Below are 13,500 nucleotides of genomic sequence, written 5' to 3' on the forward strand. Positions count from 1 at the left end.
ATCCGATTCTTGCCGCACAAGGCTCAGCGGTAACAATCGCTCTAACATCAATGGCACCGTCTGACGCTGGGTTGCTCCATCATCCGTGAATCGCTACGTCGCATCCACTTTGCTTCCGGTCAAGCAGTCGGTCGCATTCGCCTACCACGAACGACCGGGCGCACTGCAGCGGTTGATTCCGCCCTGGCAGCAGGTGACGATTGAGTCGTCGGACGGATCACTGCGTTCGGGCAGTCGGGTCGTGATGAAACTCCATTTCGGTCCCGCATCGGTGCGTTGGGTTGCCGAACACTGCAACTACGACCCTCCGAATCTGTTTGCCGACCGCCAAGTCAGCGGGCCCTTCGATTCCTGGCTGCACCGGCATGAGTTTCATCCGGCCGGCGATGACACTTGCCGACTGACCGACCGCATCGACTACGAGGTCCCGGGAGGATCGGTGGGTCAGTTTTTTGCAAGCGGAAAGGCCCGCTGCGAATTGGAGCGGATGTTCGCCTACCGCCATCGCATCACGCGAGACGACTTGGAACTGGTTCGCCGCTACCCGACCTTGTCACTGACGGTCGCCGTGTCCGGATCCAGCGGGTTGGTCGGTCAAAAGCTGTGCGCCCTGCTCACTCTGCTGGGACATCAAGTGATTCGGCTGGAACGTTCAGCGGCGAAGGCCCAGGACGATCCGAACGCGCTCGCTCCGTGGTCCAGTCGTGCCGACGCCGAAAAGCTTTCGCAGGCCGATGCGGTGGTTCATTTGGCTGGAAAGCCGATCGCCGACCAGCGTTGGACCGACGAGGTCAAGCGGCAGATTCGGGACAGTCGCGTCGAATTAACCGGCCAGCTCGCCGCCTCACTGGCCGCCCTGGAAACCAAACCTCGCGTCCTGGTTTGCGCATCCGCGGTGGGCATTTACGGCGACCGAGATGACGAGGTGTTGCACGAAGATTCGCACCGGGGCGAGAGCTTTCTGAGTGACGTCGCGGCGGAATGGGAACACGCTTGCCAGCCGGCGATGGAGGCCGGCATCCGGGTTGCGAATGCTCGTCTCGGCATCGTACTGGATCCCAGCTCCGGTGCCCTCAACAAGATGTTGACACCGGCAAAGTTCGGCGGCGGAGCTCTGGGAGACGGCAAACAATGGTGGAGTTGGGTGGCCGCCGACGATGTCGTGGGGGCGATCTACCATGCGATCTGCACGGAACCGTTGCGAGGTCCATTCAACGTGACCTCTCCCAACCCGGTCCTGGCTGGTCAATTGGCCAAGACACTTGGCGCCGTGATCGGACGACCGGCGCTGGTTCCGGCTCCGGCCTTTGCGCTCCGATTAGCCCTGGGCGAGATGGCGGACGAACTATTGCTGGCCAGTGCCCGAGCGGTTCCGGACAAACTGCAGCGGACTGGCTACGCGTTTCGGTTTTCAGAAGTTGATTCGGCCCTGCGATACTGCTTGGGCAAAGACCGCTTGGAGTCGACCGAGTGAGTGCGAATCTGGTTTTCCTGGTTCATCTGATTTGCACGTGGTATCTGGTCGGGCTGATTTGGACCATCCAGATGGTTCACTACAGCCTGTTCGATCGAATCGGTGAGAACACCTTCGTCCGGTACGAGGCCGAACATGTACGACGAATGGCTCCGATCGCCGGACCGCAAATGATTCTCGAACTGGCCACCGCGATCGTGCTGGTTTTTGCGGCTCCGGCAGGTCTTCCGCGGTGGGCGGCCTTGTTGGGACTGCTGGCCGTCGTGGTCATTTGGATCTCCACTTTCCTGATTCAGGTCCCTTGCCACAACCGTTTGTCCCAGGGGTTCAACCGAGCCGATTATCAATGGCTGGTTTCTTCCAACTGGGTTCGCACGTTGCTGTGGAGCGGCCGAGGGATCTTGTTGGCCTACTTTGCAGCCCGGCTGATCACGGATTGAAGAGTCTAGATCGGTCGTCAGGCACAGCCTGACCTACTGCAGTCGTCAGGCACAGCCTGACCTACTGCAGTTGGTCACCGATTGCCCCCGTCCGAAAGCCGGGCGGCGCACTCCCCCCTGCAAATTCGGCAGTCCGACATACCGGCGCGGAATCTTCCCTACACTATCGGCTTCCGGCGGTGCATACTGTCCCGCCCCGTCTTCCCGATTGCCGGCCGACGTCGTCTCGCCACGCGGACCGTCCTACCGGCCGAATCGTCCCGCCTCCCATGGACAGAATCCGGATGAAATCGATTTCGCCTCATTTCCACCTCACCGCCCGCGCGCCTCGCGAAGCGACGGCTTGGTCTCCAATCCACGGCCTCCTGCTGGGAGCCTGCATCTTGGTCGCGGCCGCCACGATTCCCGGCTCGCTGTCGGCAGCCGAGTTGAAGCTCCAACAGGGCGACCATGTTTGCCTGGTCGGCAACGCCCTGGGAGAACGGATGCAGGTCCAAAACGAGTGGGAAACGCTGTTGCACACGCGTTTCCCCGAGTTGCAGCTGGTGGTCAGGAACCTTTGCTTTCCAGGCGACGAACCGTACCTGAGAATTCGGTCGAAGAATTTCGGGGACCCGGCCAGCCACCTTCGTCACAGCCAAGCGTCGGTGGTGATGTATTTCTTTGGATACAACGAATCGTTTGCGGGGCCAGAGGGGATCGATTCGTTCAAGTCCGACTTATCAAAACTGATTCGCGACACCCAAGCTTCGGATTTTGGCAAAGGGAAACCCCAAGTCGTGCTGATTTCCCCGATCGCCTTTGAAGGGTCCGACGATCCGAATCTGTCTGACGGAAAGGAGCAGAACCAAAACTTGGCGTTGTACACCCAAGCCATGGCGGAGGTGGCTGAGCAAACGGATGCGGTGTTTGCAAACCTGTTCGAACCCACACGACAGCAGTTCGAATCCGATGAACAACGTTGGACGTTGAACGGATTTCATTTGAACTCGGACGGCTACGCCATGCTGGCTCCGATTTTGGACGAGCAATTGTTCGGATCCCGGTTGGACACGAAACCCAACGCCGGGCTGCAAGCCGAAATTGCCGACAAGAATTTTCATTGGTTTCATCGCTATCGCGCGGTCAACGGGTTTTCGATCTACGGCGATCGCGGCTTGGCGGGAAATGACGGGACGTACAACAACCGGGACGTGATGGAACGCGAACGAGCGATCCTGGACCAGATGACGGCCAACCGGGACGCTCGGGTGTGGGCCGTTGCCGCCGGCCGGAGCGTTCCCGAATCGATCGATGATTCCAACACCCTGCCGTTCATCACGCCCAAAACCAACGTGGGCATTCCGGGCGACAAAAACGCAAAGGCCGGCAAACTGGGGTCGCTGTCCTACCTGCCCGCCACCGAGCAGCAGCAATTGTTCGACCTTGCCGATGGCTTTGAAATTCAATTGGTGGCTTCCGAGGAACAGTTTCCAGAGCTGTCCAATCCGGTCGCACTGAACTTCGATAGCCAGGGCCGTTTGTGGGTGGCGACGATGAAGTCGTATCCGCACTGGAAGCCCAAGACGCCGATGAATGACAAGCTGTTGATCTTTGAGGACCAGGACGGCGACCACGCGGCGGACGTTTGCAAGGTGTTCGCAGAAAACCTGCATCAGCCGACCGGTTTCGAACTCGGCTACGGCGGCGCATTCGTCTCGCGTCAACCGGACATTTGGTACATGAAGGACACCGACGGTGACGACCGAGCGGACGTGGTTCAGCGTCGGCTGATTGGGTTCGATTCGGCCGACTCCCACCACGGCATCGCCGCCTTTGAATGGGGTCCTGGTGGCAACCTGTATTTCGAAGAGGGCACCTTCAAGTTCTCGGCAATCGAATCACCGTTTGGTCCCCGCAGGATGGCCGAAGCTGGGGTCTGGAAATACAACCCGCGCACCGAGCGCATGGACGTGCACGCGTCATTCGCCTTCTCCAACCCCTGGGGCTACTGTTATGACCGATGGGGCCAGGATTTTATCGGTGACGCCTCGCCGGGGTTTGCGTACTGGGCCGCGCCCCTGACCGGTCACGTCACCTATCCCAATAAGCACCCCGGCGGAAGCCAGCACCGGCGTGTGGCGGAAATCAGCGGCGGCGACCCGACCTACAAACATCCGACGTTTTATCCCAAACGCATTCGTCCCCTGGCCGGGTGTGCGATTGTTTCCAGCCGACACTTTCCCGAAGAGATGCAGGGCAACTTTCTGGTCACCAACGTGATCGGAGAACGCGCGATCCTGAATCACCAGATCCGCGAGAGCGAGGACGGCAGCGGGTTCGTGGGCGAAGAGGTGGAGACGCTGCTGTCGTGTCGCGACGGAAACTTTCGCCCCGTGGATTTGGAATTTGCCCCCGACGGGTCCTTGTACATCGTCGATTGGCACAACGCGCTGATCGGTCACCTGCAACACAACCTTCGGGACCCCAGCCGCGACCACTCCCACGGACGGATCTGGCGTTTGACCCACAAGAACCGGCCGCTGCTGAAAGCACCCCCAATCGCCGGCCAGGAGATCCCGGCGCTGTTGGAATTGCTGAAGTCCCCCGAGGATCGAACACGGTACCGCGTCCGACGCGAACTTGCCGAACGGGACACGCAACAGGTTGTCGCGGCGCTGGACCAGTGGGTCGCAGACCTGGATCCGTCCGATCCCGAATGGAATCATCACAAAATGGAGGCGCTTTGGATGTACCAAACGCACAATCGCGTCCCGTCCGAATTGCTTGATGCGATGCTGTCGTGCGACGATCATCGGGCCCGAGCCGCCAGCGTGCGTCTGGTGTCGCACATGATGCATGCCATCCCGGATCACGCCGAACGTATCGGCCAAGCCGTCCACGACGAGCATCCCCGCGTCCGACTGGAAGCGGTTCGTGCGATCAGCTTCTTGGAGGGCGATGCGGCCATCGAGATGGCCCTCGGCGTGCTGGAGCACGACATGGACGAGTACCTCCAGTACACATTGGACGAAACCATGCGAGAGCTGGAACAGTAGGCGACGGCACTCCGTCGAGCAGCCTGTCGATACTCGATCTTCGTCTCTCACTCCGTGAACGCGGCGTTCAATAACGCGACTTTTGCGGAGCCAAAGGCGACGAGACGACGGCTCTCTCCCCCACCATTTATCCCACCGACGATTCTTTTTCTGACGATAGCGGATATGCGACACGACCACCTGGTCCGTACTTTACTCGGACTTCTTTACTGCTTTGCGGGCACGATCGCATCCGCGGATGATTCGGTGACGGCGCCGACCGTTTTTTTGGACAAGAGCCCGAGGATCGTCGCCTACCAACTTCAACGGCTGAGCGACGAACGATTGCTGCTGGTTCCACGATCGACCGACGACGCGAAATACATTCCGGTGTACGAAGCGATCCTGAAGCGGCCGGCGATGAGCCCCAATTATCGGGAAGAGGCGGTCGACGCACTTGTCAAACTGAGGGGTTCTTCACCGGCGGCGGAGATTCTGTCAGCAATCGAAGCGGCCAAACCAGAAGACGAGAAATCCAAGCGTTCGATCGAGATGTTGACACGGATGCTGCTGGATCGACCGCCGAGCGAACTGGCGGGGATCGCTGACGCGCTGGTTACGGCGTCCCAAAGTCGTGGCACTAAGCTCAGCACGATCGGATTCGCCGGGCTGCTAGCCGCCGGACGATCCGACCAGGCACGGAGCAACGCGGGCGAACAGACCGACCAACGCATTGCGCTGCTTCACGCCATTGAATTGCTGCCCGACGACAAGCTGAAAACGGCCCAGCGTGATTTCGCGGTTGCCTGCTTCGAAGCCGGTGAGCCGGCTGAATTGAAAGCCGCCTCGATGGAGGCTTTGTCGAAGATCCCGTCCGCCGTCCAGGACACGTTTGACCGGTTGATTCCGTTGGTCATCGCTGGCAAGGATGTCGACACGCAATCCACCGGCCTGCGGATAACGGCTGCCCGCGGACTGTTGCGGTTGCCGCAAACGGTATATCGCACCCAGCCGAGTCGTGACGCGGCGTTGGCATTGGTGGAGTTTGCCGAGGCAACGCGGCCAGCCGATCGCACCAGCCCGGAATTTATCGACGCAATGCAGTTGGTCGATCGTCTGATGCGGGAGCTGCCCGCCGATACCGCCCGCGGCTACCGCGAGCGGCTTCGCGAGATCACGGTCCGCGTCGTGAAGATCCAAACGGTTGAGGAAGAAATGCGTTACGACACGCCTTACTTCGCCGTCGAAGCCGGTCGGCCGGTGCAAATCCTCTTGGAGAACCATGACCTGATGCCCCACAACCTGGTGGTCACGCAGCCGGGGGCGCTCAAAGCGGTTGCCCTTGGCGGACTTGCCGCGGGGCCCGAAGGCACCGGCGGACTGCCCTACGTTCCGGATTCGCCCAACGTTCTGGCCGCCAGTGAAATGGTCGCTCCGGACAGCACCACACGCATCACCCTGGACGCGCCCGAGCAGCCGGGTGAATACCCCTACGTGTGCACGTTTCCCCAGCACTGGTACCGCATGTACGGCGTGATGGTCGTCGTGGAAGACTTGGAGGCTTGGAACCGGTCTCCCACGGTGCCCGCCAATCCCATCGGAAGCAACCGCAGCTTTGCGCAAGCCTGGAAGCTTGATGATTTTGCCGACGCGCTTCCGACCGACCCTCAAGGCCGCTCACCCAGAATCGGTGAGAAGATTTTCAACGAAGCCTCGTGTGTCGGATGCCACAAGATCAAAGGGGTCGGCGGCGCGGTGGGCCCCGAATTGACGGAGGTTTACAAGAAATGGAAAGGGGATGACACGGCCATCCTGCGGGAGATCCTGCAACCATCGCACACGATCGATCCCAAATACGCGATGCAATTGATCCTGACCGTGGAAGGCAACACGCTTTCGGGAATCGTCATCGCCGAGGACGACGACAAAGTGACCTTGGTGACCAATCCGGACTCGAAAGAGCCGATTGTGGTGCCTCAAGACGACATCGAAGAAATGGTTCGTTCGACGACCTCGATGATGCCAAAAGGATTGATGGATCAATTCACCAAGGACGAGGTCCTGGAATTGCTGGCGTACCTGCAATCGATGTCGCAACCGTAAGCGTTAGTGGTTCAACTGCCCTGCATTTGCGGGTCAACTCCGCAGAGGTCCATCTAGCGTTCATTGTCCGGCGTTCTCTGGTTCACCCTCCCGCGAGCGGGAGGGTCGCGGAGGAGCTTGCGACGACGCGGGGAGGGGACGGCCGGGGGCATTGTATTTCAGGGGGTTCTATAGGACACCCTCCCCAAAGGCTCGTGCCTCGCCTTTGACCCTCCCGGAGGGAGGGTGAATTTCAGAAAAGCAAGTCTTTTCCTGGCTCGGAAAGCTGCACGACCTCCAAGCGGGAGGGTGAAGTGGCATCACAAATCCAGAATGGAAGAACCGCTAGGGCCTGACAGCAACTTTCCTGGCACCAAGATGTCACTATCTCGCGATGGGGACGTTCAGCCCGGCGGTGAAATCTTCCTGGCGACTGCTACGACCTGCTGTTGCGCCGACCGGCGTTCTTGATCCGTCGATGCGTGATGGTACCGCATCGCATCGGCAAGGGCCTCACGCCCTTGCTCGTCCAGCACGGATCGAATTCTCTCCAGCAGTCTGGTCGAAGTTCGTTGCAGCGCGATCGCCCAGACGTCGCGGTCGGTGCATGCAACGACTTGTCGCAGCAGGGATTCGGGAAGGCCCAACAGGTCACCAAACTGAATCAAGGATGCATCCAGTCGCTCCAGCAACTGGCGGTCCTGTTTCGCAATGATGCGCATCAACCGGCCTTCATCGTCCGGCGACAACCCGGCCACAATCCGACACGCCACGCCGTAGCCGGCGTCCTGCAACGGGTCTTCCTGATCTTCCCGCGCGTCGACCTTACGTGCCAATTCCTGAAGCGTCTGATGGACCACCCGCCGATCGACCCGACGCATCGATCGGAGTGTCTGCAAGGATTCCGTTTGCTGCCCAGGTGGCATGGCACGCAAAAGGCGACGCGCCGCGTCTTCGGGCAATTCGCTCAGAAGGATTCCGACCACCGCCGAGGATTCCGACCGCAAGGCCTCCGCAAAGCTGTCCGCATCCCGCTCGATCCGATCCCGCAGCGGTCCGATCCACCGCGACCGGACGGGAATCCGTTGACGTTTCGCCAGTCGAATACCGCCGGCCAACAGAGCGACGCAGTGGTGTCGCCGCCGGGAATGCTGCGAGGGAAAGTCCTTGGAAAGCATTCGAAGTTGCACGCGTTTGCGATCTGGTTCCGGTAATCGGGCCAGGATCGCGGTGCCGGCGGCAGGCCGCACGGTCGCCAACGCCACCGCGGCGACTAGTTCCGCCTGATCCGTCCGCTGTCCGGGAGCGAGACGCGACACCTGGGACCGGGCGGCTGAGGTGCGGGCGGATGGTTGCCAAGAAAGTCGTGGTTCAACAACGCCCCGTGCTGAATCCGGAAACCCTGACACCGAGCCGGCGTCCGGCGGCTGCGGATTGACGTTCGGCATGATCCAAAGCTCGCGACGTGGCAGCGTCGTCGGGAAGCGACGCAAATGATTGGCGAGTTGTCCAACACGGCTGAGCACGCGGCCATCGATCCGCTCGTATCGATCGGTTCGGCCGCCGAACTGCCATCGTCGCGTCCGACCTGGTTTCTTTGAACATTCTGGTCTCAGGCGACTGTTTTTTTGCTGGTCGCGGCCAATCTTGATCGGGGACGATCGGCATTGGCCGCCAGAATTGCCCGTTCAACGGCTATACTTGATTTGATGAGTGCTTCCGACGAAACCCAATTCCTTCCGCCGCAAAACGGGCCCGGCCGGCGTCCGCCCGAGCCCCCGTCAGGCGATGTGGCGAACGATCCGCGGGGCGCGGCAGCGGAAGATTTCCGCCAGGAGGACGAGGACGCATTGGATGCGATCCTGGCGGACTACCTGCAGCGTTTGGAAGACGGTCAAACGCCGGACCCCGCGCAATACCTTCGGCAACACCCGGAGTATGCGGACGAACTGCGGAGCTTCTTTCGCAACCATCACTGGATCGGAGACACCCCCGAACCGCCTCCCACGTCCCTGTGCGGTAGCGAGATCGGCTCCTACCAGATCGAATCCGAAATTGCTCGCGGCGGAATGGGGGTCGTTTACCGGGCCCGACAAAAGGGCTTGGAGCGCCCCGTCGCGGTCAAACTGATTAGCAACGGAGTGCTGGCCAGCGATGAAGAACGGCGCAGATTCCGAATCGAGGCGGAAGCGGCGGCACGGCTGGACCATCCCGGCATCATTTCCATTTACGAAATCGGGACCTGCAACGGACACGAATACTTCTCGATGGCGTTGGTCGAAGGTCCGACGCTTCAATCCTATGTCGACCAGCGTTGCTTGGACGATGCTGGCGCGGCGACGATGGTGCGCGATGTTGCCCGCGCGGTCGGGTACGCGCATCGTTGCGGCATCATCCACCGCGATTTGAAGCCGGCAAACATCTTGGTCAACCGGGAAGGACGGCCGCTGGTCGCCGACTTCGGTCTTGCCAAATGGAATCGTGAAGGAACCATGCTGACCCGGACCGGCCAGGTATTGGGCACGCCCAACTACATGAGCCCCGAACAGGCGTCCGGCCGAGATGAGATCGGCATGGCAACCGATGTCTACTCGCTGGGCGCGATCCTGTACGCCCTGCTGACCGGCGTGCCGCCGCACACCGGCAACGGATTCGCGGAGGTGCTGCGAAGCGTCATGCAGGATGAACCTTGTCCGCCCCGGAGCTATCGTTCCGGCGTATCGAGAGAATTGGAAAATGTTTGCCTGAAGGCGATGCGCCGCGAAGTCAACGGGCGGTACCCGAACGCCGATGCGTTGGCCGACGACCTGGATCGATTTTTATCGGGCGAGACGACCAGTGCGGCGAGCAGCGGACTGATCGAGAGGGTCGCTCGTGAAATCGGCCGAGACCAACACCGAGACCAGTTTCAGGAGTGGCACGGAACCTTGCTGTTCCTGGGTCTGGTGATCTTTGTCGCCCACGTGGTGATTTTCGTCCTGCTGCAGTTGGATTTGCCCAACATTGTCGCCTACTGGATGCCTCGGCTGACGATGTTGACGGTGATCATCGGCACGATTTACTACGCCCGCGACCGATCGCTGTCCCCTCGCAGCATTGCCGAGCGCCCGGTGTGGTCCATCTGGCTGGGGTACCTGTGTGCGCTGGCGGTGGTAAACGTTCTGCTGATCCTGGGCGACGTCAATCAAAAAGCTTTGTTCCCGCTCGCGTCGGCGTTAAGCGGTTTCGCTTTCATCGCCATGTCGGGGCACATCTGGGGCGGTTCGGCCTTGGCGGGCATCGCGTTTTTCCTGCTTGCGCCCCTGACAGCTTGGCTGGAAAACGTCGCGCCGCTGCTGTTCGGCACCACGTACTTGCTCTCGATCATTGCCATCAGCCAGCATTACAAGAGATCGGCCAAAAAAATCGCTCTACCGGCCGACACCCGGAACCAGGTAGAGTCCGAGACGATTTAGAAGCAGCAATTGCGATCCGTCCGTGCCGAATCGATCCTCGCCAGGACTTTCTGCCCCTGGTGAGTCTCTCGCCCGGCCCCCGACACGTGCCTCGGACGCTGTGCGACACGGCCCCGCCGGGCACGGAACGATCCGAATGAAAATCAAACAATCGACAGTCGTTGGCACGCTGGGACTGGCGATCCTGGCCGGATCGGGTGGTTGCCAGGCCCTGGTCCAAAGCGGCTGCATCGCACCGCCCGGCCCGATGAACTATCAACAAGCCAACGCCGTCGTTCACGACCCGTTCCCGCAAGCGGATTTGGGCCCCGATGACCACACGATGCGGCCGCCGGATTACCAAAATCCGCTGCCGTTGCCGGTCCGCAATCAGATGAAGACGCAAGTCGCCCCCTGGCTGGCCCCCTGACGGACAGACGTAGCTACCGTCGCCAGGCGGTGACTATGTCTGCTTCTTCCACCGCCTCAACGCGGCTCTTCCACGCTCTGGCGAGCGTGGCTACTTCAATGGATCGTCGGGTCTCAACGCCTTGAAGCGGTTGGCTCGCGAATCACAAATTCGACGTAGCTACCGTCGCCAGACGGTGGCAATGTCTGTTTCCTCCACCGCCTCAACGCGGCTCTTCCACGCTCTGGCGAGCGTGGCTACGCGCGATCGTCGGGTGGCGCAAGTCAATCCACTTTGCGCCGGCCCCACTCACTTCGTGGAAAACTTGAACACCGTCTTGCTGTGCAGTTCTTCGCCCGGCTTCAGAATTGCCGACGGAAAGCTGGGCTGATTGGGGCTGTCTGGATAATGCTGCGTCTCCAGACAGAAACCGCCTCGGTACACGTACTTCTTTCCCGACTTGCCGGTCAAACGACCGTCCAAAAAGTTGCCACAGTAAAACTGAATCCCCGGCTCGGTGGTCATCACCTCCAGCACGCGGCCGCTGGTCGGCTCGTAGACACGTGCCGCCAAGGTCAGCTCGCCCGTCTGCCCGCCTTTGTCAAGGATCCAGTTGTGGTCATAGCCGCCGCCGAACTCTAGCTGTTCGTGGTCCGCACCGATGTCGCGACCGATGGGCTTGGCGGTGGTGAAATCAAACGGCGTTCCTTGAACGGCCGTCTTTTTCCCGGTCGGGATCAGTGTCTCATCGACCGGGGTGTAACGCTGCGCGTTGAGCATCAGTTCGTGGTCCAGGATATCGCCTTCGCCTTCACCCTTGAGATTGAAGTAGGTGTGTTGCGTGACGTTCACCGGCGTCGCTTTGTCGGTTGTCGCCGAGTACTCAATCTCGATCGCATTCTCGTCAGTCAGTCGGTAGGTGACGGTGCAGGTCAGGTTCCCCGGATAGCCCTCTTCACCGTCTTTGGCGTGGTAGGTCAACGTGACCGAGTGATCGTTCTGGTTGGCTTGCGCGTCCCAAATCACTTTGTCAAAGCCGATGATGCCGCCGTGCAAATGATTCGGACCGTTGTTGGTGGCCAGCGTGTAGGTTTCACCATCCAACGTAAACTTACCCTCGGCGATACGATTGCCATAACGTCCAACGACCGCACCGAAGTAGGGCTTGTCGACGGCGTTGGTGTAGCTGGAAATGTCGTTGTACCCCAGGGCCACGTCGGCCAGCTTGCCGTCTCGATCCGGAACGACGATCGAAGTGATGATCGCGCCGAAATTGGTGATCCGGACCTTCATGCCCGAATCATTCTGGAGCGTGAAAAACTTGATTTCTTCCGATGGAGTGACGTCCACGGCCCGGCAGGGGACCGAAGCGAACAACAGCAACGCAAGCAAGGCGGCCGGAGCGGTCGCCGAACAACGTCGGACAAACATGGTGAGATCCTGAGTGAACGAGAGAGGTGGGGAACAGGAGAAACGGAAACGCGGCGACGGCGTTCAAGCCGATCAGGCAGACACGCTCGGCTGAAGGATCACTTTCATCGCGCCCTTCTCGCCGGCGTACAGACGGGAAAACCACTCGGGACCTTCTTCCAGCGTGGCAGTGGCCGTGATCAGCGGTTGCACGCGGATGGCTCCCGAACGCATCAGTTCGATGCACGCAGGGTACTCACCGCTAGAGGCACACGTCCCAAAAACGTTCAATTCTCGCGTGACGATCGCCTGCAATGGCATCTCGACACGGGGCGCCAGGTTGCCGACCAACGTGACCGAACCGCCTTTGCGGACGCTATTGATGGCGGTTTCGATCGTGGCCGTCGCGCCAACAACTTCCAGTGCGACGTCGGCGCCGCGTCCGCCGGTCAGCTTTTTGACTTCCGCGGCCACGTCCACCTCGTCCGCCTTCAGCCCGACGTCCGCCCCCAGGTCGAGTGCCGCATCGAGCCGCCCCTGATCCAAATCGATTGCGATCACTTGGGCGCATCCGGCCAATCGAATCGCCTGGATCGCCAACAACCCGATCATTCCGCTGCCGACGACGACGGCGGTGTCGCCCAACGAAACCGGCGTGCGATTGGCGGCGTGCACCGCGACCGACACGGCTTCGATCAGCGCCGCGTGCTCGAACGGCATCTCCTCGGGCAACCGGTAGCATATGTGCTGTGGCACCGAGACCAGTTCGGCAAAGGCTCCGTGGCGTCGGTATTCGCCGCACGAAACTCCCAGGACCATCCGGTTGTCACACAGGTTGATCTCTCCCCGGCGACAATGAAAACACTCTCCACAGGAAACCGTCGAATCAAACGTGACGTGGTCCCCGACCGAAAAGTCACTGACTTCCGAGCCGACTTCGGTCACGACACCGGCCGCTTCGTGCCCCATCACCAACGGCGGGATCCGCCGCCCGCTGCTGCCGTCGTAGCCGTGAATGTCGCTGCCGCAGATGCCACAGGCCCGGACCTGAACCAGCAAGTCCTTCGGTCCGATGGTCGGGTTCTCCACGTCGGCAACTTCAAGTTTCTTGTATTCAGACAGCAACAGGGCTTTCATCGCGGGATCTCGGGAGGAGGAACGGGGAGTCGGGGCGTGACAAATGTGCGCGCATGGCGGGGCCCGTGGGAGCTAACAGGGTAGAAAATATCCCGCC

General features: G+C 60.6%; 9 protein-coding genes. 6 read left to right on the forward strand and 3 right to left on the reverse strand.

Going from position 1 to position 13,500, the window contains the following annotated elements; translation table 11 throughout:
• The first annotated feature begins 85 nt into the window (after positions 1-85).
• The 4 genes from FYK55_RS12950 to FYK55_RS12965 all read left to right on the forward strand — a co-directional run bounded on the left by FYK55_RS12950 (position 86) and on the right by FYK55_RS12965 (position 7,034).
• The gene (locus FYK55_RS12950) at positions 86-1,474 is read left to right on the forward strand and encodes a TIGR01777 family oxidoreductase (protein WP_150076841.1); all 1,389 of its coding nucleotides are present in this window, start codon (positions 86-88) and stop codon (positions 1,472-1,474) included.
• On the forward strand, positions 1,471-1,914 hold the full coding sequence (locus FYK55_RS12955) for a hypothetical protein (protein WP_150076842.1): 444 nt from the start codon (positions 1,471-1,473) through the stop codon (positions 1,912-1,914). Before FYK55_RS12950 ends, FYK55_RS12955 begins: the two co-directional genes overlap by 4 nt.
• Positions 1,915-2,198: 284 nt before the next feature.
• Entirely contained in the window at positions 2,199-4,952 is a 2,754-nt protein-coding gene (locus FYK55_RS12960; RefSeq protein WP_150076843.1) for a PVC-type heme-binding CxxCH protein, read from the forward strand.
• A gap of 165 nt (positions 4,953-5,117) precedes the next feature.
• Positions 5,118-7,034: a c-type cytochrome gene (locus FYK55_RS12965; protein WP_150076844.1), complete on the forward strand. Its 1,917-nt coding sequence runs from the start codon at positions 5,118-5,120 to the stop codon at positions 7,032-7,034.
• Positions 7,035-7,417: 383 nt separating this feature from the next.
• On the opposite strand, the gene FYK55_RS12970 is transcribed toward FYK55_RS12965, so the two are convergent.
• On the reverse strand, positions 7,418-8,539 hold the full coding sequence (locus FYK55_RS12970; protein ID WP_150076845.1) for a FliG C-terminal domain-containing protein: 1,122 nt from the start codon (positions 8,537-8,539) through the stop codon (positions 7,418-7,420).
• A 183-nt stretch (positions 8,540-8,722) separates the two neighbouring features.
• Between FYK55_RS12970 and FYK55_RS12975 the strand changes: the two genes are divergently transcribed.
• Both FYK55_RS12975 and FYK55_RS12980 read left to right on the forward strand, forming a co-directional pair.
• The gene (locus FYK55_RS12975; protein WP_150076846.1) at positions 8,723-10,468 is read left to right on the forward strand and encodes a serine/threonine-protein kinase; all 1,746 of its coding nucleotides are present in this window, start codon (positions 8,723-8,725) and stop codon (positions 10,466-10,468) included.
• A 136-nt stretch (positions 10,469-10,604) separates the two neighbouring features.
• Positions 10,605-10,877 carry a membrane or secreted protein gene (locus FYK55_RS12980; protein ID WP_150076847.1) on the forward strand — a complete coding sequence of 91 codons (273 nt, stop codon included), beginning with the start codon at positions 10,605-10,607 and terminating at the stop codon, positions 10,875-10,877.
• A 288-nt stretch (positions 10,878-11,165) separates the two neighbouring features.
• Here the strand turns inward: FYK55_RS12980 and FYK55_RS12985 are convergent, their stop codons facing one another.
• Both FYK55_RS12985 and FYK55_RS12990 read right to left on the reverse strand, forming a co-directional pair.
• Complete coding sequence (locus FYK55_RS12985; protein ID WP_150076848.1) at positions 11,166-12,287, reverse strand: aldose epimerase family protein; 1,122 nt, start codon at positions 12,285-12,287, stop codon at positions 11,166-11,168.
• 72 nt (positions 12,288-12,359) lie between these two features.
• Entirely contained in the window at positions 12,360-13,403 is a 1,044-nt protein-coding gene (locus FYK55_RS12990; protein WP_150076849.1) for a galactitol-1-phosphate 5-dehydrogenase, read from the reverse strand.
• Positions 13,404-13,500: the final 97 nt, after the last annotated feature.

The sequence above is a fragment of the Roseiconus nitratireducens genome (assembly GCF_008629675.1).
Taxonomy (GTDB): Bacteria; Planctomycetota; Planctomycetia; order Pirellulales; family Pirellulaceae; genus Stieleria; species Stieleria nitratireducens.